The sequence below is a fragment of the Flavobacterium petrolei genome, from assembly GCF_003314435.2.
Classification (GTDB): domain Bacteria; phylum Bacteroidota; class Bacteroidia; order Flavobacteriales; family Flavobacteriaceae; genus Flavobacterium; species Flavobacterium petrolei.
On sequence record NZ_QNVY02000005.1, the window covers coordinates 142,320 to 165,571 of the forward strand.

At 34.5% G+C, this 23,252-nt stretch carries 23 protein-coding genes; 10 read left to right on the plus strand and 13 right to left on the minus strand.

Translation table 11 applies throughout. The features are described 5' to 3' along the window. Nucleotides 1-42: 42 nt before the first annotated feature. The 4 genes from DR871_RS13990 to DR871_RS14005 all read left to right on the plus strand — a co-directional run bounded on the left by DR871_RS13990 (nt 43) and on the right by DR871_RS14005 (nt 6,474). On the plus strand, nt 43-567 hold the full coding sequence (locus DR871_RS13990) for an NADPH-dependent FMN reductase (protein ID WP_113666811.1): 525 nt from the start codon (nt 43-45) through the stop codon (nt 565-567). Nucleotides 568-573: 6 nt separating this feature from the next. Then, entirely contained in the window at nt 574-1,752 is a 1,179-nt protein-coding gene (gene pncB / locus DR871_RS13995) for a nicotinate phosphoribosyltransferase (protein ID WP_113666812.1), read from the plus strand. A 151-nt stretch (nt 1,753-1,903) separates the two neighbouring features. Then, nucleotides 1,904-3,766 (plus strand): DNA topoisomerase IV subunit B, encoded by a 1,863-nt coding sequence (locus tag DR871_RS14000; protein ID WP_113666813.1) that lies wholly within the window; start codon nt 1,904-1,906, stop codon nt 3,764-3,766. 53 nt (nt 3,767-3,819) lie between these two features. Then, nucleotides 3,820-6,474, plus strand: coding sequence for a DNA gyrase/topoisomerase IV subunit A (locus tag DR871_RS14005; RefSeq protein ID WP_113666814.1), 2,655 nt, complete (start codon nt 3,820-3,822; stop codon nt 6,472-6,474). Between the two features lie 38 nt (nt 6,475-6,512). Here DR871_RS14005 and DR871_RS14010 read toward each other — a convergent pair whose 3' ends face one another. The 5 genes from DR871_RS14010 to murQ all read right to left on the minus strand — a co-directional run bounded on the left by DR871_RS14010 (nt 6,513) and on the right by murQ (nt 9,440). After that, complete coding sequence (locus DR871_RS14010) at nt 6,513-7,286, minus strand: TerC family protein (RefSeq protein ID WP_113666815.1); 774 nt, start codon at nt 7,284-7,286, stop codon at nt 6,513-6,515. Between the two features lie 25 nt (nt 7,287-7,311). Beyond that, nucleotides 7,312-7,686, minus strand: a complete 375-nt coding sequence (locus DR871_RS14015) for a DNA topoisomerase IV (protein WP_113666816.1) — start codon at nt 7,684-7,686, stop codon at nt 7,312-7,314. A 79-nt stretch (nt 7,687-7,765) separates the two neighbouring features. Further along, nucleotides 7,766-8,338 (minus strand): pentapeptide repeat-containing protein, encoded by a 573-nt coding sequence (locus DR871_RS14020; RefSeq protein WP_113666817.1) that lies wholly within the window; start codon nt 8,336-8,338, stop codon nt 7,766-7,768. Next, the gene (locus DR871_RS14025; protein ID WP_113666818.1) at nt 8,338-8,559 is read right to left on the minus strand and encodes a DUF6095 family protein; all 222 of its coding nucleotides are present in this window, start codon (nt 8,557-8,559) and stop codon (nt 8,338-8,340) included. The genes DR871_RS14020 and DR871_RS14025 overlap by 1 nt, the downstream gene beginning before the upstream one ends. A 65-nt stretch (nt 8,560-8,624) precedes the next feature. Continuing rightward, nucleotides 8,625-9,440, minus strand: a complete 816-nt coding sequence (gene murQ / locus DR871_RS14030) for an N-acetylmuramic acid 6-phosphate etherase (RefSeq protein WP_113666819.1) — start codon at nt 9,438-9,440, stop codon at nt 8,625-8,627. Between the two features lie 213 nt (nt 9,441-9,653). On the opposite strand from murQ, the gene DR871_RS14035 reads away from it, so the two are divergent. Together DR871_RS14035 and DR871_RS14040 are read left to right on the plus strand one after the other, a co-directional pair. Beyond that, the gene (locus DR871_RS14035) at nt 9,654-10,796 is read left to right on the plus strand and encodes a helix-turn-helix domain-containing protein (protein ID WP_113666820.1); all 1,143 of its coding nucleotides are present in this window, start codon (nt 9,654-9,656) and stop codon (nt 10,794-10,796) included. 156 nt (nt 10,797-10,952) lie between these two features. Further along, nucleotides 10,953-13,343: an outer membrane beta-barrel family protein gene (locus tag DR871_RS14040; RefSeq protein WP_113666821.1), complete on the plus strand. Its 2,391-nt coding sequence runs from the start codon at nt 10,953-10,955 to the stop codon at nt 13,341-13,343. A gap of 57 nt (nt 13,344-13,400) precedes the next feature. On the opposite strand, the gene DR871_RS14045 is transcribed toward DR871_RS14040, so the two are convergent. Both DR871_RS14045 and DR871_RS14050 read right to left on the minus strand, forming a co-directional pair. Beyond that, nucleotides 13,401-14,069: a ZIP family metal transporter gene (locus tag DR871_RS14045; protein ID WP_113666822.1), complete on the minus strand. Its 669-nt coding sequence runs from the start codon at nt 14,067-14,069 to the stop codon at nt 13,401-13,403. Next, a complete protein-coding gene (locus DR871_RS14050; protein ID WP_113666823.1) occupies nt 14,070-14,834 on the minus strand; it encodes a class I SAM-dependent methyltransferase in 765 nt (254 codons plus the stop codon). A 95-nt stretch (nt 14,835-14,929) separates the two neighbouring features. Between DR871_RS14050 and DR871_RS14055 the strand changes: the two genes are divergently transcribed. Further along, the gene (locus tag DR871_RS14055; RefSeq protein ID WP_113666824.1) at nt 14,930-16,105 is read left to right on the plus strand and encodes a THUMP domain-containing class I SAM-dependent RNA methyltransferase; all 1,176 of its coding nucleotides are present in this window, start codon (nt 14,930-14,932) and stop codon (nt 16,103-16,105) included. A 57-nt stretch (nt 16,106-16,162) separates the two neighbouring features. Then, the gene (locus DR871_RS14060) at nt 16,163-16,399 is read left to right on the plus strand and encodes a hypothetical protein (RefSeq protein ID WP_113666825.1); all 237 of its coding nucleotides are present in this window, start codon (nt 16,163-16,165) and stop codon (nt 16,397-16,399) included. Nucleotides 16,400-16,483: 84 nt separating this feature from the next. Here DR871_RS14060 and DR871_RS14065 read toward each other — a convergent pair whose 3' ends face one another. The 3 genes from DR871_RS14065 to rlmD are packed head-to-tail and all read right to left on the minus strand — an operon-like array spanning nt 16,484 to nt 19,248. Further along, nucleotides 16,484-17,305 carry a DUF6048 family protein gene (locus DR871_RS14065; RefSeq protein WP_113666826.1) on the minus strand — a complete coding sequence of 274 codons (822 nt, stop codon included), beginning with the start codon at nt 17,303-17,305 and terminating at the stop codon, nt 16,484-16,486. Then, complete coding sequence (locus DR871_RS14070) at nt 17,277-17,798, minus strand: DUF6452 family protein (protein WP_113666909.1); 522 nt, start codon at nt 17,796-17,798, stop codon at nt 17,277-17,279. Before DR871_RS14070 ends, DR871_RS14065 begins: the two co-directional genes overlap by 29 nt. Nucleotides 17,799-17,835: 37 nt before the next feature. Next, nucleotides 17,836-19,248 (minus strand): 23S rRNA (uracil(1939)-C(5))-methyltransferase RlmD, encoded by a 1,413-nt coding sequence (rlmD, locus tag DR871_RS14075; protein WP_113666827.1) that lies wholly within the window; start codon nt 19,246-19,248, stop codon nt 17,836-17,838. A 381-nt stretch (nt 19,249-19,629) separates the two neighbouring features. Here rlmD and DR871_RS14080 point away from each other — a divergent pair, with 381 nt between their 5' ends. Continuing rightward, nucleotides 19,630-20,040: an OsmC family peroxiredoxin gene (locus tag DR871_RS14080; protein WP_113666828.1), complete on the plus strand. Its 411-nt coding sequence runs from the start codon at nt 19,630-19,632 to the stop codon at nt 20,038-20,040. 68 nt (nt 20,041-20,108) lie between these two features. Here DR871_RS14080 and DR871_RS14085 read toward each other — a convergent pair whose 3' ends face one another. Both DR871_RS14085 and cysM read right to left on the minus strand, forming a co-directional pair. After that, complete coding sequence (locus tag DR871_RS14085) at nt 20,109-20,801, minus strand: SGNH/GDSL hydrolase family protein (protein ID WP_242497122.1); 693 nt, start codon at nt 20,799-20,801, stop codon at nt 20,109-20,111. 123 nt (nt 20,802-20,924) lie between these two features. After that, nucleotides 20,925-21,812, minus strand: coding sequence for a cysteine synthase CysM (cysM, locus tag DR871_RS14090; protein ID WP_113666829.1), 888 nt, complete (start codon nt 21,810-21,812; stop codon nt 20,925-20,927). 401 nt (nt 21,813-22,213) lie between these two features. Here cysM and DR871_RS14095 point away from each other — a divergent pair, with 401 nt between their 5' ends. Then, nucleotides 22,214-22,912, plus strand: a complete 699-nt coding sequence (locus DR871_RS14095; RefSeq protein ID WP_113666830.1) for a DUF1003 domain-containing protein — start codon at nt 22,214-22,216, stop codon at nt 22,910-22,912. A 35-nt stretch (nt 22,913-22,947) separates the two neighbouring features. On the opposite strand, the gene DR871_RS14100 is transcribed toward DR871_RS14095, so the two are convergent. Further along, a complete protein-coding gene (locus DR871_RS14100) occupies nt 22,948-23,226 on the minus strand; it encodes a DUF2752 domain-containing protein (protein WP_113666831.1) in 279 nt (92 codons plus the stop codon). Nucleotides 23,227-23,252: the final 26 nt, after the last annotated feature.

Consider the following 23,252-nt stretch of genomic DNA (forward strand, 5'->3'; position numbering starts at 1 on the left):
TTGCTATTTTATTTTTAGTACTTTTAATAAAAACTAATTGTCATGAAAATAATCGCTTTTGGCGCAAGTCCCAGTAAAAACTCTATCAATAAAAAATTAGCGACCTACGCAGCAACTCTTTTTGAAAATGCCGAAGTGGAGGTTCTGGATTTAAATGATTTTCAAATGCCGATTTTTACTGTTGATGTCGAGCCAGCAATAGGTCAGCACGAGCTGGCAAAAGCATTTCTGGCTAAAATTGCTACCGCTGATATTTTGGTAGTTTCAATGGCTGAAAATAACGGAAATTATTCAGCAGCTTTCAAAAATATTTTTGATTGGTGCTCCAGAATTACAGGAAAAGTTTTTCAGGAAAAACCCATGTTATTAATGGCTACTTCTCCGGGGGCTAGAGGCGGTGCAAGTGTTTTGGAAATCGCTAAAAAAGCTTTTCCATTTTATGGTGGAAACGTAAAGGCTACTTTTTCACTTCCTAGTTTTGATGCTAATTTTGATGTCGAAAAAGGAGAAATTAGTAGTGTAGAATTGCGAAAAAAACTTCAGAAATTAATCACAGATAATTTTTAACACGATATGATTTCAGTTCAATTGCATTCGATTTTAGATAATGATTTTTACAAATTTACGATGCAGCATGCTGTAATCAAACTTTTTCCAAAGGCTAAAGTTCAGTACGCATTCATTAATCGTGGTAAACATCAATTTCCGTCTCATTTTGCTGAATTACTTCGTAAAGCAGTTGATGCAATGATTCATCTAAAATTGACAGTAGCCGAAAAGAGGTTTCTTGCCGATAATTGTCCCTATTTAGATCCTACCTATTTGGATTTTTTGCAAGGTTATCAATATGATCCTTCCGAAGTGTTAATTGAGCAGGAGGGAAGTGACTTGAAAGTGATCATTAAAGGGTATTGGTACCGTACAATACTTTGGGAAGTTCCCTTGATGGCTTTGATATCAGAACTTTTCTATAAGTCTCAAAATTTAATTCGTGTTAGTGATGAAGATGTTAAACGCATCACTAAAACAAAAATAGAGAATTACAATAGTTTGGGTGTTGTGATTTTAGAATTTGGAACTCGTCGCCGACATTCCTATAAAGTCCAAAGTTTAGTTAATGAAACATTAAATGTTTTTGGTGCAAATAGTTTTTTAGGAACAAGTAACGTGCATTTGGCAATGTTGCAAAACCGAAAACCATCGGGAACGCATGCCCATGAATGGTTTATGTTTCATGCATCAGCATATGGGTTTAAAGTAGCCAATGCTATAAGTCTCGAGAATTGGACAAAAGTGTATCAAGGCGATTTGGGGATTGCATTAACGGATACGTACACAACCGAAGTCTTTTTTGAACAATTCAATAAAAAATATTCTAAACTTTTTGATGGCGTTCGACACGATAGTGGCGATCCACTTGAGTTTGCAAAAAAAACGATCGCACATTACGAAAAAATGGGAATAGATCCAAAATCCAAAATTATAGTTTTCTCTGATTCGTTAAATTATGAAAAAGTAAAAGTCATTGCTGATTATTGTCGAGGAAAAATTAAAATGTCATTTGGCATTGGAACAAACTTCAGTAATGACGTTGGTTTGCCTGCAATGAATATGGTAATTAAACTCACTGATGCCAAACCCGAAAATAGTCATTGGGAAGCTGTTGTGAAATTATCGGATGAAAAAAATAAACATACAGGAACCCCAAAAATGATTGCCTTAGCACAGCAAGTTTTAGGAATAGAATCCTAAAAGCAGTTGATTCTACAAAGACAAAATCATTTTTTGTAATTTTGAAGCATAGCTCTTTTAAAATATATTGAGATATGCTATATTAGCAAACTCAAGGTCTAAGCTAAAGCTAAGGTCGAACAGAACCAAGTTAAAATCCAGAAAATTCACAATGTCCGATCAAAATCAATATACCGAAGATAATATTCGGTCACTCGACTGGAAAGAACACATTCGCATGCGTCCCGGAATGTACATCGGGAAATTGGGTGATGGCTCTTCTCCGGATGATGGTATTTATATTCTTCTAAAAGAGGTGCTCGATAACTGTATCGATGAATTTGTCATGGGTGCTGGTAAAACAATCGAGGTAACTATTAAGGATAAGACCGTTACTGTTCGAGATTATGGTCGTGGAATTCCATTAGGAAAAGTCATTGATGTCGTTTCTAAAATGAATACCGGTGGGAAATATGATTCTTTGGCATTTAAAAAATCCGTTGGTTTGAATGGAGTGGGGACAAAAGCCGTAAATGCTTTGTCTAATTATTTTCGTGTAGAATCTGTTCGGGACGAGAAACAAAAAGCAGCAGAATTCTCCGCTGGAAACTTAGTTCTTGAAGAGGATATTATTGATACAACCAAACGCAAAGGAACTAAAGTAACTTTTATTCCGGATGAGGCCATTTTCAAAAATTATAAATTCCGCTACGAGTATATCATCAAAATGCTTAAAAATTATTGTTATTTAAACAATGGTTTGACAATCATTTTTAACGGAGAAAAATATTTTTCAGAGAATGGTCTTAAAGATTTATTAGAAGAAACCATTCACGCCGAAGATTTAGAATATCCAATCATTCACTTGAAAGGCGACGATATCGAGATTGCTTTAACACACAGTAAAACGCAGTACAGCGAGGAATATCATTCCTTCGTAAATGGACAAAATACCACACAAGGAGGAACGCACTTAGCGGCGTATCGTGAAGCAATTGTAAAAACCATTCGGGAGTTTTATAATAAAAGTTTCGAAGCTTCAGATGTTCGAAAATCGATTGTTACAGCGGTAAGTATTAAGGTGATGGAACCGGTTTTTGAATCGCAAACCAAAACTAAATTAGGCTCAACTGATATGGGTTCAGAGCCAGGAATGCCATCTGTGCGTACTTTTGTAAATGATTTCGTGAAAACGAAGTTAGATAATTATTTGCACAAAAACCCTGCAACTTCAGATGCATTATTACGCAAAATTCTTCAAGCCGAAAGAGAGCGTAAAGAATTATCTGGTATTAGAAAACTAGCCACTGATCGTGCCAAAAAAGCTAACCTACACAATAAGAAACTAAGAGATTGTCGTGCTCATCTTCCGGATACTAAAAATCCTAAAAATTTGGAAAGCACGCTTTTTATTACGGAGGGAGATTCGGCTTCGGGGTCGATTACCAAATCACGTGATGTAAATACGCAAGCCGTTTTTAGTTTGCGTGGTAAGCCTTTGAATTCGTATGGAATGAGCAAGAAAATTGTTTATGAAAATGAAGAATTCAATTTATTGCAAGCGGCTTTGGATATTGAAGACGGATTGGAAAAATTACGTTATAACAACATTGTAATTGCAACTGATGCCGATGTCGATGGAATGCACATTCGATTGCTATTGATTACGTTCTTTCTGCAATTTTTCCCTGAATTGATAAAAGAAGGACATTTGTATATTTTGCAAACACCACTTTTCAGGGTTCGAAATAAGAAAGAAACAATCTATTGCTATTCTGACGAGGAACGAAAAGCGGCAATCGAAAAATTAAAACCGAAACCAGAAATCACCCGATTTAAGGGATTGGGAGAAATTTCTCCGGATGAGTTCAAGAATTTTATTGGAGAAACCATTCGTCTTGATCCTATTATGATGGACAAAAATACTTCGATTGAACAATTGCTTTCTTTTTATATGGGAAAAAATACTCCGGACAGACAGGAATTTATCATCAAGAATTTGAAGGTGGAATTAGATGTAATTGAGAAAGTTTAAAAAAACAGATTAAAGTTGATAGGAGGAATCCATATACAATTCATAGAAAATAAATGGACGAAGAAGAAGAAAACATAATTCCAGAAGATCAAAACGAAGGTAAACAGTCTGAAGGACAGCATTTTTACGATAATCAAGAAGACGGAAACGATACCATTACCAAAGTTACGGGAATGTATAAAGACTGGTTTCTGGATTATGCTTCGTATGTAATTTTGGAGCGTGCCGTTCCGGCGATTGAAGACGGTTTTAAACCTGTGCAACGTCGTATCATGCACTCTTTGAAAGAATTAGATGACGGTCGTTACAATAAAGTTGCCAATGTAGTTGGTCACACCATGCAGTATCATCCTCACGGAGATCAGAGTATTGGTGATGCGATGGTGCAAATTGGACAAAAAGAATTACTGATTGACTGTCAGGGAAACTGGGGAAATATCCTAACAGGTGATGGTGCTGCGGCTTCTCGTTACATTGAAGCGCGTTTGTCTAAATTTGCTTTGGAAGTTATTTACAGTCCAAAAATTACCGATTGGGGTGTTTCTTATGACGGAAGAAGAGCAGAACCGAACAATCTTCCAGTGAAGTTTCCGTTGCTTTTGGCACAAGGAGCCGAAGGTATTGCCGTAGGTCTTTCCACGAAAGTTTTACCTCATAATTTCAATGAATTAATCGATTCTTCGATAAAAATATTAAAAGGGAAGCCTTTTACACTGTATCCGGATTTCATGACGCAAGGTATTGCTGATGTGTCAAATTATAATGACGGATTGCGTGGCGGACGTGTTCGGGTTCGTGCCAAAATTGGTCAGTTGGACAAAAATACGTTGGTGATTACTCAAATTCCGTTTTCGACCAATACGACGACTTTGATTGACAGTATTTTGAAAGCGAATGAAAAAGGTAAAATCAAAATCAAGAAAATTGAAGACAATACCGCGGCGGAGGTAGAGATATTAATTCACCTTTTTCCGGGTGTTTCTCCTGATAAAACCATTGATGCATTATTTGCTTTCACGGCTTGTGAAACTTCGGTGGCGCCGTTAGGTTGTGTGATAGAGGATAACAAACCACTTTTTATTGGTGTTTCTGAAATGTTGAAGATATCAACGAACAGAACGGTTGAATTGCTGAAAAGTGAACTTGAAATTCAATTGAGTGAATTGGAGGAACAATGGCATTTTCTTTCTTTAGAGCGTATTTTTATCGAAAATAAAATCTATCGTGACATTGAAGAAATGACGACTCGTGAATCGGTAATTAAAGCTGTTGATGATGGTTTGAAACCACATACAAAACACTTAAAACGTGCGGTTACCGAAGAAGATATTCTACGTTTGTTAGATATCCGAATCATGCGTATTTCCAAATTTGACAGTAATAAAGCACAGGATAAAATTGAATCATTGGAAGGTGATATCGAGCAAGTAAAACACAATTTAGAACATCTGATTGATTTTGCAATTGCCTATTTTTCGAAGTTGAAAGAGAAGTACGGTAAAGGCCGTGAACGTCAGACAGAACTTCGAATTTTTGATGATATCGAAGCGACGAAAGTAGTTTTAAGAAATACTAAATTATACGTCAATAAGGAAGAAGGATTTGTAGGGACGAGCTTGAAAAAAGATGAATACGTGACGGATTGTTCGGATATTGATGATGTAATTGTTTTTCTGCGTGACGGAAAAATGATGATTACCAAAGTAGATGCCAAAACTTTCGTGGGTAAAGACATAATTCATATTGCTATTTTTGACAAAAGCGATAAAAGAACGATTTATAACATGATATACCGTGATGGAAAATCGGGGCCTTCATACATAAAACGTTTCAATGTTTCTGGAGTTACCCGAGACAAAGCCTACGATTTAACCAATGAAACTGCTGGTTCTCAAGTATTGTATTTTTCTTGCAATCCAAATGGTGAAGCAGAAGTAATTACAATATTATTACGCCAGATAGGAAGTGTCAAAAAATTAAAATTCGATATTGATTTTGCCAGTTTATCGATAAAAGGACGTGCTTCTAAAGGGAATTTAGTTACCAAATATCCAATCAAAAAAATAGAATTGAAGGAGAAAGGGATTTCTACTTTATTACCAAGAAAAGTTTGGTTTGATGATACTGTTCAACGATTGAATGTAGATGGAAGAGGAGAATTGTTGGGCGAATTCAGACCAAGTGATAAGATTTTAATCATCTCACAATCGGGGAAAGCGAAGGTAATTACACCGGAATTGTCTACGCATTTTGATGAAGATATGGTAGTTTTAGAAAAATGGATTCCAAAGAAACCAATATCAGCCATTTATTATGATGGAGAAAAAGAGCGTTATTATATCAAACGTTTTTTAGTAGAAACGGAAAACAAAGAAGAAAGTTTCATCACGGAACATACTAATTCACATCTTGAAATAGTCTCTACTGATTATCGTCCTGTAGCCGAATTAGTTTTTTCAAAAGTAAAAGGTGTTCAAAAAGAAAATATGACTGTGGACATTGAATCTTTTATTGCCTTGAAAGGATTTAAAGCGCAAGGAAATCAGTTAACTGCTGATAAGTTGAAGCAAGTTAATTTGATGGAACCCTTGCCTTATGAGCCACCTGCTGAGGTGATTCCGGAAGTTGCAGAAAATCAAGAAATTGATGGTGATAGTGATGAAGTACAATTAGATGATGATGGACAAATAACATTAAGTTTAGACTAAAAAAAAAGCTTCCGTTTGAAAGCTTTTTTTATCGCAATTTATTTTTTGTTTTTATTCATTTTCATATTTAGTACTTCAACAAGTAATGAAAATGAAATTGCGAAGTATAAATATCCTTTTGGCACTGGTGTAACATGGCTACCAAAGATCAAAGCATTTGATAAATGAGCGCTTTCAGTAAGTAACATCATTCCAATTAGTATTAAAAATGATAATCCAAGTATCTGAATAGAAGGGTGTTTGTTTACGAAATTTCCAACAGGAACAGCAAATTGCATCATAACTAATACAGAAATAACTACGGCAGTTATCATAATGTATAAAGCACCTTCCACTCCGTTTGTCATACCCACCGCGGTAAGAATACTATCAAAAGAGAAAACTAAATCAATCATGATAATTTGTAACAGTACGTTCTGGAATGATTTCGTTGCTGCTTTTCCTATTTCTTTTTCTTCATGTCCTTTTTCATCAACTTTCTCCCTGATTTCATTTGTACTTTTATAAATTAAGAATAAGCCACCACCTAGTAATATAAGACTCTGACCGGTAATTCCAGCTGAAAACCAACTAAAATCAATATGAAACCAAGGTTCTTTCATTTGAATCAATAAGTTGATACCAAACAAAAGTGCAATTCTCATGAACATGGCTAGGAACATTCCTATTTTAGTAGCTCTTTTACGTTGTTCTACGGGCAATTTCCCGGTAGCAATCGATATGAATATGATATTATCGATTCCCAATACAATCTCCAGAAATGTCAATGTTAAAAGGGCAATCCAGGCGTCGGGATTTAAAAATACTTCCATTTTGTTCAGTTATAAATTATAATTCTTAATCGGCAATTTTGGTAACGGTTCCTTTTTGTTTGGCATCTGATCCAACCATTCCAAATTCAAAGGTATACGAATTTTTTGAGGTTGTCAAAATTTTCATACCAATAGCTTTTTTCTCTGCCATATTTTTAGGATGAATTTTTTGTAATACATATTCACAATCATTTACCCATCGAATTGCAGCGGTATCTGTTTTACCTTCGAAAGTTTCAATCTCGATAGTGTCATTGCGTTCAAAAAGCGTGGTTTTTTTCACACCGTCAACTTCATATTCAAACTTGAATTTTCCAGTTTTGAAATCTTTGCAATTGCGCTCCGCATCATAACACGACATTAGAAGCAGTAGTGGGAGGAGTAATAGTATTTTTTTCATTAGTAAGAGGTTTATTTTTAATTTTATAAAGTAAATCAATTTTACTGATTCAATCGAAGGGTTGTAGTTAGAAATCTAATTACACAATTTTAATATCATATTTGTCCAAAAGTCCAATAATTCCTTGTGTTGAAAATTTTGCTTTTTTCATCGGATTGAATTCAGGATCAATTTTGAAATCAGTAGCTTTTGAAAAATCGGCTCCAGCTAATTGCGTATTATTGAAAATAGCACCATCTAAATTACTATTATCGAAAACAGCACTTGTAAGATTAGTTCCAATAAAGCTTACTTCTCGTAATGAACAGGAATTGAATTTTGTCTTTGGCATTTTTTTATTAGCAAACGAAGAATAATCCAAAACACATTCCTGAAAACTCACATTAAACAAGAAATCATCACATTCCTCAAATTGAATTCCCAGTAATTTACAGTTTTTGAATTGTACACCTTTCAAGCTAGTCCCAGATAATTTAGTCATGGCCAAATTACAATTCATGAACTCGCAATCCATAAATGTGCTATACGAGAAATCGCTATTTGATAAATCGCAATTCTTAAAAACGCAATCCTCAAATTCTCTATTGTTTACTTTTTTATCGACGTAAACGATTTTTTCAAATGTTTTTTGAACGTGAATTAAGTTTTCCATTAGTCGTTAAATAAGCTTTTCATAATTGTTTTTAGCCCCAAAAACATTAAATACATGGCAGCAATACAAGCAACAATTCCAATTGCTAAAACTAAATAATGCCACACATTTTGTTTGTTCATAAAGGCATTATATATTAAAGTAGGCCCAATGAAAATCAATGGTAAAGCTCCTGATAAATATTTGATTCCTTTAGATAATAGTTCTTTGTTGGTTGCCATTGTTTAGTTTAAAGTTTAAGGTTCGAAGTTTTTGGATATTCTCAAAATATTTACCTGTAAGCTGTTTATTGAGCTGTAAAATTATCAACAGCTTTCCTTACGCTACCGTGCTTTTTTAATAAATTAGCGGCTTGTTCATAGGAGACGGGAATTTCTTCCATAATCATTTTCACGCCGCGATCTACAAGTTTGCTGTTGCTGAGTTGCATATCGACCATTTTGTTGCCTTTCACTTTTCCCAGTTGAATCATTGTGGTAGTTGAGATCATGTTGAGTACCATTTTTTGTGCTGTTCCGGCTTTCATTCGGGAACTTCCCGTTACAAATTCAGGTCCTACAATTACTTCAATAGGGAATTTTGCCGTTTGCGAAAGCGGACTTCCCACATTGCAAGAAATACTTCCTGTGGTAATATTATTTTCGTTACAAGCTTGTAATCCTCCAATAACGTAAGGTGTTGTTCCTGAAGCTGCAATACCAACCACGATATCATTTTTATTTATATCGAAAGCTTTCAAGTCAATCCAGGCTTGAGTAGCGTTATCTTCGGCATTTTCTACGGCTTTGCGAATGGCAGTATCACCGCCAGCAATAATGCCAATTACTAAATCGAAAGTAACGCCAAAGGTTGGTGGACATTCAGAAGCATCTAGTATTCCAATACGTCCTGATGTTCCTGCGCCAATGTAGAATAATCGTCCGCCAAGTTTCATTTTAGCAACGATTTCAGTTACTAAATTTTCTATTTGTGGCAATGCTTTTTCTACGGCAAGCGGAACGGTTTTGTCTTCCTGATTGATATTAGATAACAATTCTTGAACCGACATTGTTTCTAAATGTTCGTATTTTGAGGATTGTTCGGTAGTTTTTGTGAAGGTCATTTTTCGTATAATTGGACAAGTCCAAAATTAACCTTTTTTATCACAATCTCGAAATTTTCTATTTTTAGTTTTAGGATTTTCACTGTCTATTTTCTTTAAATTTGATATATGTTGATTTCCTTTTTTTAGTTTTTAATTTCTCATGTGGAGAAAGGGTATTGAATCTTTGTTAGATGAACTAAAATATTATATTTGTTAAATATTAAAAAATAAATGGATAGAATAATCTTATTGCAAGGGATTGCACGGATTTCGGTTTTTGTGTCTTTATTGATGGCATTTTTTTTATTGACAGTTAAAACTGAAAATAAATTGGCCAACCGTCTATTTGCCTGGTTTTTTATTTTCTCTGCTATCGATCTTAGCGGATTTTTTATTGAGGTGGGTACTCGTAATGAGTTAAATTTAGAGATTTTTAGATCTACAGCCTGTTTGTTTGGAATGCCTTTATTTTATCTTTTTGTACTAGCAGTCTGTTATTCTGATTTTAGATTAAAGTGGAAGCATGTAGTGCATTTGCTTCCTTTTTTATTGATTAATTTGGTTTTTATTCCAAGGATTTATCTTAGCACGAACATAGATAAAGATAGTTTTGCTGCAACGCTAAATCAAATGCCAGAGATATACCTGATTCAGATTTTAATTGAATTTCAATATGTATTTTATATCGTCAGCGTATTTTTGATTTTGAAAAAGTATAGAGAAATCTATTTAGAAAATTACGCTGATTCGAGTACTGCGACTTATAAATGGCTTTTTCAGATAACCTGTGTTTTTCTTATCGCACATTCTATTGTGGCATTAAAAAATGTATTGCGTTATAGCGGTTTCAGAGAGATATTTCTTTGGACAAATGTACTTGTAGGGGCTATTGCTTTACTTATAACATGCTGGTTTATCATGAAAGCGCTCAATCATCCCGAACTTTTTAGGGGAATTAATTCTAAATTACAATTGACAAAAGATATTCTGCCTGAAGTCGAAGAAAAAACAGCATCTAAAAATGTTCAAGACGATGCGATTTCCATTCAAATTTCGGCATTGAAACAATATATGGCTGAGAAAGAGCCTTTTCTTGATCCATCCCTTACCATTCAGGAGCTTGCCAATCAAATTGATATTCCGGTTCGAGAGTTATCAGTTTTAATTAATCATCATATGGATCAGCACTTTTTTGATTTTGTCAATGAACATCGTATTCAAAAAGCGATGGGTATTTTGAAAGATCAGTCTAGAAGTCAGCTTACCGTTCTGGAAATTTTATACGAAGTTGGTTTTAACTCCAAATCTTCTTTTAATACCTCTTTTAAAAAACACACTAATTTGACGCCTACAGCTTACAGAAACGCCTTATAATAAGTGGTTTGTAAAAAGTCGTACTTCATGCCTGATAAAGTCGAACTGATTTTCTGAATAGAAATTGGTTCGACTTTTTTTTGTCGGTCGAATTCTGAAAATTTCTAAGGCAACTTTGCTTCAAATTAATCGAAACAAGTTTTAAAATTAGAAATCATGAAAAAAGCAAATCTCCTTATCTTTTTATTATTGCCTTTATTTTGTTTAGCACAAGAATCATTTAAATTAAAGGGAAAAATAACAAATGAAACAATTCCATTAGAATGGGCAGATGTTTCCATATCGAATTCAGAAGGAAAAATTATAGACGGTTCAACCTCTAAACAAGACGGTAGTTTTGAAATCAATCTTAAAAAAGGATCTTATAAAATTGGAATCACCCTTTTAGAATTTACAGATTATGAGAAAGAGTTTACAATAGAAAATGATACTGATTTAGGAACAATCATTTTAAAAGAAAGCGCAACCAATCTAAAAGAGGTAATCATTCAATCTAAAAAGAAAACCATCGAACAGAAAACGGATCGTTTGGTTTATAATCTTGAAAACAATGTTACAACAGTTGGCGGAGACGCTTTAAGCGCTATTAATTCGGCTCCCGGAGTTGTCGTTCAGAATAATACAATTAATATATTAGGGAAAGGAACTTCCCGTGTTATGATAGATGGACGAATGATTGAATTAGTAGGTGAGGAACTGAATAATTTTTTGAAATCAATTTCGGCTAGTGATATTAAAAATATTGAAATTATCAGTAATCCGCCGGCAAAATATGATGCCGAAGGAACTGGTGGATTGATTAATATTATTATGAAAAAAGGAGTTCGTGATTCCTGGAAAAACACGACTACAGTTTCTTATGATCAAAATAAATATAGTATTTATACTTTAAGAGATAACTTTTTTTACAATAAAAACAAGTTTAGATTTTCTACCAGCATTAATGCAAAAACAGGTTATTTGAATGCTACAGAAGATTTAAAAATCTATTTTCCTAATGGACTTTCAAAAATGAATAGTATAACTAAGGTAAGAACTGAAAATCTTTCTGGTAAATTGGCTTTAGATTATGATCTTTCAGAACGCACTACTATTGGATTTCAATATTTAAACGATAGAAATAACCCTGATTTTAAATCGCATATTAGAATTGAGGATTACAATAATCAAAATGAATTGGATAATGTTACACTGAATAATAGCTTCACTGATAAAGGATCAAGAAATCAAACGTATAATGCACATTTAATTACCAAACTAGATTCCTTAAAAAGGAAGTTATCTTTTGATGTGGATTATTTTAATTACAGTTCAAAATTCGATAGGCACTTTGTCGCAAATAACTTCACACCAGAGATGACATTTGTTGATATAAATCAGTCGGGAAGAAACATTTCAAATCAGGATATTGACAATTGGAGTTTTAAGGCAGATATGGAACATCCGCTTCAAGCGTTGAATTTGTCTTATGGTGCAAAAATGAGTTTTACAAATAGTGTAAGTGATGTACTTTATTTCAATACAATTACAGGAACTCCGGAATTAGATTCGAACCAATCCAACCGATTTAAATACACTGAAAACAATCAGGCAGTTTATGTAAATGCGGATAAAAAACTCAATGAAAAATGGAATTTTCAAATGGGATTAAGATTGGAGAACACGCAAACAAATGGATTTTCAGAAACAATGAATCAGGATACAGAAAATAATTATTTGAAATTATTCCCAACTTTTTATGCTTCTTACAAGAAAAACGAAAACAATACTTTTAGTTTGAATTATGGAAAAAGAATCAACAGACCACGTTTTGACTTATTGAATCCGTTCAGAATTTACATCAACAGCAATAGTTATTCCGAAGGAAATCCGTTTTTAAGACCTTCATTTAGTGATAATTTTGAGTTATCACATTCTTATAAAGAAGTTTTGAGAACGAGTGTTTTTGTCAATGCAATTACAAACGGTTATGGAGTTTTGTTTACTTCAAATCCGGAAACCAATACACAGATTGTAACCCGTGAGAATTATTTTAAAAACTTAAATTATGGAATAGGGGAAAGCTATTCGGCAAGTTTTACAGATTGGTGGTCTAGTGAGAATTCATTGTACCTTTTGGTAGCAAAAACAGAATTTATTAAAGATATCAATGCCACGCCATCAAACAGTTTACAAATTGATTTTTCGACAAATAATACTTTTTTATTAGGTAAAACAACAAAATTGCAAATCGATTTTATGTACACAACGCCTTTTAAATCCGGTTTATATGAAGTAGGATATACCTCGAGTTTTGACATTGGTTTCAAGCAGGACTTGTTTAATAAAACCATGCAGATTGCATTTTTGGCAAATGATATTTTTAACACCTCTTATTTAAAAGATTTTACTTCAGTTATAAACGGTGTAAAACAGGTATATGACCAGAAAGAAAGTAATCGATTTGTACGTTTATCTGTGGCTTATAATTTTGGAAACAAAAAGATCAATTTACAACAACGTGATTTTGGAAATAAGGAGGAGAATAAAAGAACGGGAGGTAATTAGAAAATTGAAAGCTATGAAACAGAAACCTCTTTATTTCTGTTTCATAGCTTTATAAAATTATATAAAATATGCCAACGCAATTCCTATCACAATCATTGAAACCTTGGCAATATTGAACTTGTGTCCTTCGCTGCTTTCGAAAATAATGGTGGATGAAATATGAAATAATATTCCTATTACGATGGCTGTGATTTCAGTATAATATACATTTAATATAGGCAAATAATCAGATAATATGGTCCCTAATGGCGTCATTACTGAAAAAGTGATCATGAAGAAAAAAATGGCTTTTTTGTTCAGACTTGCATTGATAAAAAAGGTAGTCAGAATTATGGCAATAGGTAAATGATGAATGGCAATTCCAATGGCTAAATCATGATGATGGCTTACAGGGAATCCTTCTAGAAACGCATGTATACAAAGACTTACGAATAGTAACCACGGAATTTGTGTCATTATTTCGTGTCCGTGAACGTGACCGTGTTCAGCACCTTTAGAGAAAAATTCCAATATGATTTGGAACAATATTCCCAGCATGATAAAGAGTCCAATGTTTGGGTTTGCACTTTCGTAAATTTCAGGTAATAAATGCATTACCGTTAAGGAAAGTAAAAAAGAACCACTGAACGCCAATAACAATTTTAGGTTAGTTTTGTTCTTTGGCCGTATGATCATTGCAACGATATATCCTACAAGTACCGAAAGTAATGGTAAAAGGTAATTCATTTATTTAAAAATCATGATTAGGCGTTCGCTTTCTGTTTTGTGGAATTTTTTTAATTTGTAATCACCAAAAATATCCAACAAATAAATTCCGGCTTCTTCCATTAATTCCTCAAAATCTTTTAGGGTTAACGCTTTTACTTTTTCGGTAAAATGAAATTTTTGACCTTTGTCTTCAAAGCCAATTTCTTTGTAAATATGACCGTCTTTTAAATAACGTTTGATATGAAAATCGATTCCATCAACTATTTTTGTTTCTTCAGGAACTAGCGTTTCAAGGACTTGGGCAACATTCATGAAGTCAATCACGGCAAAACCATATTCCGAAAGACTTTCTTTGATGGCTTTTAGCGTGGTCAGATTGTCTTCGTCATTTTCGAAATAACCAAAGCTGGTAAATAAATTGAAAATGGCATCGTATTTCTCTTCAAAAGGTTCACGCATATCGTGCACTTTGAAATGAAGGGTTTCATTCGTATTTTTAGTAGCTTCGGCAATACTGTTCTCCGATAAATCAGCCCCAAGAACCGTAAAACCTAATTGATTTAAATAAATAGAATGGCGACCTTTTCCACAGGCTAAATCCAATACTGTTGCCTTTTCAGGAAGGTTCAGATAATGGGTAAGATTGTCCATGAAAACCTGGGCTTCTCTATAGTTTCGGTCCTTGTAAAGGATGTGGTAATAAGGAGTGTCAAACCACGAACTGTACCAGTTTTCAGGTGTTTGTGGTTGATTATCGGTAGAGGATTTGCTAGATTCGGACATTTATTATTTTTCAATTAATTCGATTGATGCAAATTTAGTGTATTTTTGCCGAATATAACGATAACAATTCCCGCTTTAGTGGGCAAAAGGGGCAAATGGAAAATAATTTTAAAATGGTTGCCAAAACCTTTTTTGGTTTTGAAGAAATATTAGCAAAAGAGTTGCAAAACCTTGGCGCGCAAGATGTGGAGCAAGGGGTAAGAATGGTAAGTTTTAAAGGAGATAAAGGCTTTATGTACAAAGCGAATTTGTCTTTGCGTACCGCTTTAAAAATCCTGAAACCTATTTATTTTTTCAAGGCCAATAACGAACAGGCTTTATACAAAGGAATTTCGAGCATGAACTGGTCTAAATTATTAAATGCCAATCAGACATTTGTGATTGATACCACAGTACATTCGGAATATTTTAATCACTCGGAATTCGTTTCTCAAAAATGTAAAGATGCAATTGTGGATCAGTTCAGAGAAAGAACCGGTCAACGTCCAAGCATTGATAAAGTACATCCTGATTTAAGAATCAACATTCATATCGATAAAGACCAAGTTTCAGTGGCACTGGATACTTCAGGAAATGCATTGAATCAACGTGGATACAGAACTGCGACCAATATTGCTCCTATAAATGAGGTTTTGGCAGCGGGAATTTTATTGCTTTCTGGTTGGGATGGTCAAACGGATTTCTTGGATCCAATGTGTGGTTCGGGAACATTCTTAGCCGAAGCAGCCATGATTGCCTGTAACATTCCGGCAAATATCAATCGTAAAGAATTTGCTTTTGAAAAATGGAACGATTGGGACAATGATTTGTTTGATAATATCTCAGACAGTTTATTGAAACGTGTTCGTGAGTTTCATTACACTATAAAAGGCTATGATAAAGCACCAAGTGCGGTTCAAAAAGCCAAAGACAATATCAAAAATGCCAATCTTGACGAGTATATTTCGATTGAAGAGCAGAACTTTTTTGATACTGAAAAAACTTCAGAAGGGAAACTGCATATTGTTTTCAATCCACCGTATGATGAGCGTTTGGACATTCACATGGAAGAATTCTACAAAAATATTGGAGATACATTGAAGAAAAATTATCCTGGAACGAATGCTTGGATGATTACAGCGAACTTGGAAGCACTGAAATATGTTGGATTAAAACCTTCGAGAAAAATCAAACTTTTTAATGCTGGTTTAGAAGCCCGTTTGGTAAAATACGAAATGTACGAAGGTAGCAAAAGAACGAAGTTTCAGGTAACAACTGATAGCGCTGAATAAACAATATTCAATTTTTTACGTTCAACTTTTGATTTTAAAACTTTAAGACTTAAAAAAATGACCAAATTACAAATACGAGCATTCCTATACCAACTGGGATGTTTTGCGATATTATTTATTTCTGCCAGGTATTTAGTAGAGCATTACACGAAATTAACCGGATTTTGGATTCCCTTAACCGCATTTGTTATTGGAACGCTTTTGTCGCCAAAATTCCATGCGATAAAAACTAAAGACGGGGAGAAATTATTCATGAAGTGGATTTTCATGAAAGGAATAAAGGAAATAGGATAGTTTAGAAATCCTGAGATATTAGTTTTAAATATGAACCGCTAATTTGCTAATTTTTACCAAAAATAAAAATTAGCGAATTGGCGGTTATTTTTTATCTACTTTTTTTGGTGCAATTTTCTTCTTATAAATAGGAACAAAATAAGTTACTGTATAATTGAATCCGACTCCAAAACTACCATCGTAAGTTCTGTTGAATCCGGGAATATATAAGTTAGAGAAATTCTCCGGTTCTTTATTGGTTACCAATCGGTTCAATCGAAGGCTGAAACCCATAAATACATTGTCAAATACTTTAGCTTTTACTCCGGCAACAACTTCAATCCAGCTCGCGGATAAACCATCAAACTTTTTGCCAGAAGGAATTACAGGAACTTCTCCAAAATACGGATTCGCATTGTAAATACTGTAACTGTTTAATTGTTGATTAAAAGTACTGAAACCGTAACGCATTCCTATAGAAATAATGTTTTCCATATCCAGCCAGTTTTCATAGGCATTATAATCAAAACCCGCTTTGATATAGGAACCTTTGGTGGTGAAATTGACACGATCATCATCCGTAGTTTTGTTTTCGTTTCCAAGTTCGGCAGCCAAAAAATATTTTTTAGTCAATCGATAATCTCCCACCAACTCAATTCCCTTGTAATCTTTGTCATAAAGAGCGCGCGTCAGTTTATATAAATCAACACCCACACGTACACCATAACGATCGGTCTTTACAGGAATCGAATCGTTCTTTATAATTTCAGGACTAATTTTGACTAATGGCAATGGCGCTTCAGGAATAATCTGTTCTACTTTGGCAGTTTTTGGATCACTTTTGACAGGCGTTGTCTCTTGAGCCTGTATCAAAGTCAACGACAATACGAGACAAATACTAAAAAAAGATCTTAATGTGTGTTTCATTTTCGTTTTCGATGTTACTTTTTTCAGCCGATATAAATTTTATCCATTTTTGATTTGCAGCTGTCGCATCAGTATGTGTATATGGATTTGTGGGATCTAATGTAAAAATTGATTTATAGCCACACGCTCTGGAAACAAAAAGTTCCTGTGTGGTGTAATCAAATTTTATGATGTCTTCGTCAATCAATACAGGATTAGGATTTCCTGAATTTAATGTGAAACGATAGGTCGTACTTGTTCCAACAGTTTTTAACGGAATAGAAATAGTATTACCGCTAGTCGTTTGACTGCCGTTAAAAAGGATTCCGTCGGTCATTCCTTCGCCAACAACTTTCAGATTAGATACGTTTTTTAAAACGGAAGGATTCAAAAAATCATAAAAACCAATCACCAATCGTGGCGTTGTGGGAGTATTTGCATCGCAAATGTCATCTTTCTCACAACCGGAGAAGGATAGTGCTAATGCAAATACCAATAAAATTATTTTTTTCATATACACTTTATTGTTCCCCCTTTGGGGGTTAGGGGGCTTATCTTCTTTCCAAAAGTACAACATTTTCCACGTGATGCGTTTGCGGAAACATATCCACGGGACGCACACGAGTTACTTTGTATTTTTCATCCATTAAAGCCAAGTCACGTGCCTGTGTAGCCGAATTACAACTTACATAAACCACTTTTTCAGGAGCAATTTTCATAATCTGTTCGATTACATCTTTATGCATTCCGTCTCTTGGCGGATCCGTGATAATTACATCAGGATGACCATGTTGAGCGATGAAATCATCATTGAACACCACCTTCATATCCCCTACAAAGAACTCACAATTGGTAATTTCATTACGAACCGCATTAGCTTTGGCGTCTTTAATCGCATCAGGAACACTTTCTACACCAATTACTTTTTTAGCTTTTTTCGAAACAAACTGAGCAATCGTCCCAGTTCCTGTGTATAAATCATAAACGATTTCATTTCCTGTTAATCCAGCAAAATCACGCGTTATTTTATACAATTCATACGCTTGATCCGAATTGGTTTGGTAAAAAGATTTGGCATTAATGCTAAATTTCAAACCTTCCATTTCTTCCAGGATGTAATCACGACCTTTGTATAATTTAATATCGGTATCGTATAAAGTATCGTTCGCTTTATTGTTCACTACGTATTGTAGCGAAGTAATTTGCGGAAATTTCTCGTAAAGATGATTTAGGATTAATTCTCTGTTGGCTTTGTCATTTTCAAAAAACTGAATCAAAACCATGATTTCACCCGTCGAAGCCGTGCGCAACATCAAAGTTCTCAATAAACCTTCATGCGCTCTTGGATTAAAGAAAGTCAGTCCATTTGCATTAGCAAAATCTCTCACTTCGTTTCTGATAGCATTCGATGGATCTTCCTGCAAATGACATTTATTGATGTCCAGGATTTTGTCCCACATTTTCGGAATGTGAAAACCAAGTGCGTTTCTATTTCCTAAATCTTCAGTGCTGTCAATTTCTTTTTCGGTCAACCAACGGCTGTTCGAAAACGAAAATTCCATTTTGTTTCTGTAAAAAAACTGTTTTTCGGAACCTAGAATCGGTTCAAATTCTGGAAGTTCTATTTTTCCTATGCGTTGCAAATGATTTTTCACTTCATTTTGCTTGTAATACAACTGCTGGCTGTATTTCATATTCTGCCATTTACAACCTCCGCAAACACCAAAATGCTCGCAAATAGGTTCTACACGATGCTCAGAATATTCATGAAAATGAACTGCTTTTCCTTCGTAATACGCTTTGCGCTTCTTGAAAGTCTGCACATCAACCACATCACCCGGAACCACATTCGGGATAAAAACTACTTTTCCATCGGGAGCCTTTGCTACCGAAACGCCTTTTGCACCAGCATCAAGGACTTTTATTTGATGAAAGACAACTTTGTCTGTATTTTTCTTAGCCATAGCGCAAAAATAAGTGTTTGAATGGTTTTATAAATTCAAATTGCGAAATATTTTCACATTTAGCTGTTTTTTATTTGGGCCTATTCCCGATTTTCACTGCAAATCCTAGCTACGCAAGCAATAACACTAGGCCCGTAAAGCACTTTCTTTTTTAGTAAGCACAACGAATTAAATAAGAAAGGTATCATTAATATTAATTTTAAACGTAGCTTAGAATTCATGGAATCAGGATTTTTTCGAACACGCAATAATGTAGCAAGTGAAAGAGATTATGATTGTTTCAGTATTGAAAAGAACTTTAAATTTTAGTTAAATTATCAATTGTTTGAAAGTGTTTTTTGATAAAAGAACTAAATTTGAGAAAACAGAAAACTGAAAAATATGAAAAGAAATGCAACCGCAGTCTGGAATGGTTCACTGAAAGAAGGTGCCGGAAAACTTACTACACAATCGACCACATTAAAAGATACGCAATATTCGTTCAAATCCCGTTTTGAAGAAGGAGTAGGAACAAATCCGGAGGAATTGATCGCAGCAGCTCACGCAGGCTGTTTTACGATGCAACTTTCGGCTTATATTACCGAAGCAGGTTTTGAAATTGAAAGTATCGAAACGAAATGCGATATCGATTTGGTGGATGGGACAATTATATCGTCACAATTAACGGTTCAAGCAAAATTAAAAGAAATAACAGAGGATGCTTTTCAGCAATTGGTTACCAAAGCAGAGAAAAATTGTCCGGTTTCTAAAGTGTTGAATGCAGCAATTTCAAGTACAGCAACTTTAGTATAAGCAAGAATTAATAAAACAAAAAGGCTCGATTTAATTTAAATCGAGCCTTTTTGTTTCTGTATAGTAGATTATTTCTTTGCTAAAACTTCCGTGATTGCTTTTTCAGCTAGCGGAGCCATTACCTGATAGCCTAGTTTGTTGGGATGAACACCATCTCCGGAATAAGCAGTTTTCAATCCGTTGCGTTCATCTTTCATAGTCGAAAAGTAATCAAGATAAAGAATGCCATTGGCGTCAGCGTAATTTTTTATCATTTTATTTAAAGCGACCACTTTTTCAGCTGGATTTTGATTGGGTTTCCAAGAGAAATCATACGCTGGTAATACAGAACACAAAATCACTTTAATGTTGTTTGCTTTTGCCAATTCAGCCATTAAAAAAATATTGTTTGCAATCATATCTAATGTTGCGGGACCGGTATTACCGGCAATGTCGTTTATTCCAGCCAAAATAATCACAGCAGCGGGTTTTAAGGCTATAATATCCGCTCTAAAACGGATTAGCATCTGAGGTGTGGTTTGGCCGCTAATACCGCGATTAACGTATGGTTTTCCAGCAAAATATTCAGAATCTGTTACACTCCAAAATTCGGTTATGGAATCGCCCATAAAAACTATTCTTTTATCTCCGGGCGCTATCGGTTTTAGATTCGCATTTTCATTTTGGTATTTATTTAAATTCGGCCAATCTTGTGCCTGTACTTTTCCTCCCATAACAATTGATAAAAATAGTATACTGTAAATTAATTTGATGTTTTTCATTTGTAACCTAATTTTAAATTTTGAAAACAGAAAAAATGGGATGCCGAAATAAAATGAAACACCCCGTCATTCTTATCGGAAAGATACAGAAAAGGAAGGCTATTTTTATAAAGGCATGGTAATTTAATCAAACAAATCCGAAGACAAATACCGATCGCCTCGGTCGCAAATGATAGCGACAATCACTCCTGATTCTAAATTTTCAGCTATTTTTATTGCCGCAGCTACTGAGCCCCCACTGCTCATTCCCGCAAAAACGCCTTCTTCCAGTGCTAAACGTTTGGTCATCGCTCGTGCTTCTTCTTCGGAAACTTCGATGATTATATCTACTTTCTTGGCATCAAAAATTTTAGGTAAATATTCTTGAGGCCATTTTCTGATTCCTGGAATTTGGGAGCCGTCGCTGGGTTGCGCACCCACAATCTGGATAGCAGGATTCATTTCTTTTAAGTAGGTGGAAGTCCCAATAATTGTCCCTGTTGTTCCCATTGCCGAGACAAAATGGGTTACAGTTCCTTCGGTATCATTCCATATTTCGGGTCCAGTGGTATTGTAGTGTGCTTTCCAGTTGTCGTCGTTTGCAAACTGATTCAGCATGATGTAACCGCCTTCAGCTACTTTTTTATCGGCATAATCTCTGGAACCAATTATTCCGGTAGCAGCGGGTGTCAAAATTACGGTTGCACCATAAGCACGCATGGTTTGCGTGCGTTCGATAGTAGAATCTTCGGGAAGGATCAATTCGATTTCGATATTAAATAGTTGGGCAATCATCGCCAGAGCAATTCCAGTGTTACCACTGGTTGCCTCAATGAGTTTGTCTCCTTTTTTGATTTCTCCTCTTTCCAGCGCAGATTTAATCATATTGTAAGCCGCACGATCTTTTACACTGCCGCCGGGATTGTTTCCTTCGAGTTTCAGCAAAAGTTTTACGTTTTTATTTTGTATCAAATGAGTAGATTCAACTAAAGGTGTATTTCCTATTAAGTCTAATATTTTTTGTGATTTCATGCTATTGATGTCTAGTGTTTGAATTGTAATCGAATGATTTTGGATTTAATTACAATAAGAATTTGTTTGCGAAAACTGTTTATATCAAGTAAATTTTAAAAACTACAACAACAATAACGGATAGGAATATTTTCGAAGTTCAGTGACATTTTCCAGAGTTTTAAAACGAATCGCAAAGATATTGAACTATTTCGAATTATTTCTTTCTTATGTGTGAAGCTATCTTGGTTATTGCGACACTTTTGTTAAATTTATGATGTGTAAATACTAAGAAATTTATTGTTTTAAATTTTTATGATGAAAAGTGAGGTTTCGTATTTTTAATTTATTTTCAATCTACAAGAACCGATTAGTAGTTTTGATGAAAGTGTTTTTTTAAATTAGCCACTAAATAACAATCCATGAAAAGTAATTCAACTTTTATAAGTGATATTTCCAAAAAAGAATTCCCAATTGCAGATAAAGTGTCTGCTAAAACCATTCGAAATCCAATATTGGCACTTATCCAAAATGATTATCCTGATTTTGATGCCGATAAATTCTTGTCTATTACTGAACTTAACATGTATCGGGAGAAATACATTTCGAATTATTTATTAGTTGAAATAGGGGAGTTGACCAATCTGGAAACCAGAGTTATTGGGTCGCTAAACGAGGATAAATCCTTAGTGAGTACTGTAGAAGATGAAGCCGGTATTCGAACCTTTGGCCAAGTGGTGGCGGATAAAGTAGCTGCTTTTGGCGGAAGCTGGAAATTTATCATTTTTTTCGGGGTGTTTATTCTGTTGTGGATTTTGGCCAATATCTATATTCTCTTGAATAAAGGATTTGATCCGTATCCGTTTATTTTGTTGAATTTAATTTTGTCTTGCCTTGCCGCACTTCAAGCGCCGGTAATTATGATGAGCCAAAATCGTCAAGAAGAAAAAGACCGCGAGAGAGCTAAAAAAGATTACATGATTAATCTGAAATCAGAACTTGAAATTAGAATGCTTCATGAAAAACTGGATCATTTGATTATGCATCAGCAAGAAGAATTAATACAAATTCAAAAAGTGCAAATCGAAATGATGAATGATATTTTGACACGCATCAAATAATTTTTTTGTTCTAAAAAGTTTAAAAAAGGAACCTGTTAATAATGCTTAAAATAATAACCCGCAATCATAAAAACACCATTTAAGATTGCGAAGCCAATGATGAGTTTTTTATAATTCCTGTTTTTGTTAATACAATTTAAACCCAGAATTCCCAGAAATAACAGGGTGGTAAAAATGGCTGGATACATCTTAAAAGCACCTTCGAAATCACCTTGCAAAAGCAATAAAAATCCCCTCTGAAAACCACAGCCTAAACACTCCATTCCGAAGAGTGTTTTACTTAAACACGGCAGCATATATTTTTCTAAATCCAATGGTTTTTCTTTCTACAATTTTACGA

What these genes read in the sequence shown, in the direction of transcription:
- rlmD (WP_113666827.1), bottom strand. Translation starts at nt 19,248, where the DNA reads ATGGCTAAGAAAAATACAGACAAAGTTGTCTTTCATCAAATAAAAGTC.
- DR871_RS14000 (WP_113666813.1), top strand. Translation starts at nt 1,904, where the DNA reads ATGTCCGATCAAAATCAATATACCGAAGATAATATTCGGTCACTCGAC.
- DR871_RS14080 (WP_113666828.1), top strand. Translation starts at nt 19,630, where the DNA reads ATGAAAAGAAATGCAACCGCAGTCTGGAATGGTTCACTGAAAGAAGGT.
- DR871_RS14085 (WP_242497122.1), bottom strand. Translation starts at nt 20,801, where the DNA reads ATGAAAAACATCAAATTAATTTACAGTATACTATTTTTATCAATTGTT.
- DR871_RS14070 (WP_113666909.1), bottom strand. Translation starts at nt 17,798, where the DNA reads ATGAAAAAAATAATTTTATTGGTATTTGCATTAGCACTATCCTTCTCC.
- DR871_RS14010 (WP_113666815.1), bottom strand. Translation starts at nt 7,286, where the DNA reads ATGGAAGTATTTTTAAATCCCGACGCCTGGATTGCCCTTTTAACATTG.
- DR871_RS14065 (WP_113666826.1), bottom strand. Translation starts at nt 17,305, where the DNA reads ATGAAACACACATTAAGATCTTTTTTTAGTATTTGTCTCGTATTGTCG.
- DR871_RS14060 (WP_113666825.1), top strand. Translation starts at nt 16,163, where the DNA reads ATGACCAAATTACAAATACGAGCATTCCTATACCAACTGGGATGTTTT.
- DR871_RS14015 (WP_113666816.1), bottom strand. Translation starts at nt 7,686, where the DNA reads ATGAAAAAAATACTATTACTCCTCCCACTACTGCTTCTAATGTCGTGT.
- DR871_RS14025 (WP_113666818.1), bottom strand. Translation starts at nt 8,559, where the DNA reads ATGGCAACCAACAAAGAACTATTATCTAAAGGAATCAAATATTTATCA.
- DR871_RS14045 (WP_113666822.1), bottom strand. Translation starts at nt 14,069, where the DNA reads ATGAATTACCTTTTACCATTACTTTCGGTACTTGTAGGATATATCGTT.
- DR871_RS14035 (WP_113666820.1), top strand. Translation starts at nt 9,654, where the DNA reads ATGGATAGAATAATCTTATTGCAAGGGATTGCACGGATTTCGGTTTTT.
- DR871_RS14095 (WP_113666830.1), top strand. Translation starts at nt 22,214, where the DNA reads ATGAAAAGTAATTCAACTTTTATAAGTGATATTTCCAAAAAAGAATTC.
- pncB (WP_113666812.1), top strand. Translation starts at nt 574, where the DNA reads ATGATTTCAGTTCAATTGCATTCGATTTTAGATAATGATTTTTACAAA.
- DR871_RS14055 (WP_113666824.1), top strand. Translation starts at nt 14,930, where the DNA reads ATGGAAAATAATTTTAAAATGGTTGCCAAAACCTTTTTTGGTTTTGAA.
- DR871_RS14050 (WP_113666823.1), bottom strand. Translation starts at nt 14,834, where the DNA reads ATGTCCGAATCTAGCAAATCCTCTACCGATAATCAACCACAAACACCT.
- DR871_RS14005 (WP_113666814.1), top strand. Translation starts at nt 3,820, where the DNA reads ATGGACGAAGAAGAAGAAAACATAATTCCAGAAGATCAAAACGAAGGT.
- DR871_RS13990 (WP_113666811.1), top strand. Translation starts at nt 43, where the DNA reads ATGAAAATAATCGCTTTTGGCGCAAGTCCCAGTAAAAACTCTATCAAT.
- DR871_RS14040 (WP_113666821.1), top strand. Translation starts at nt 10,953, where the DNA reads ATGAAAAAAGCAAATCTCCTTATCTTTTTATTATTGCCTTTATTTTGT.
- cysM (WP_113666829.1), bottom strand. Translation starts at nt 21,812, where the DNA reads ATGAAATCACAAAAAATATTAGACTTAATAGGAAATACACCTTTAGTT.
- DR871_RS14020 (WP_113666817.1), bottom strand. Translation starts at nt 8,338, where the DNA reads ATGGAAAACTTAATTCACGTTCAAAAAACATTTGAAAAAATCGTTTAC.
- murQ (WP_113666819.1), bottom strand. Translation starts at nt 9,440, where the DNA reads ATGACCTTCACAAAAACTACCGAACAATCCTCAAAATACGAACATTTA.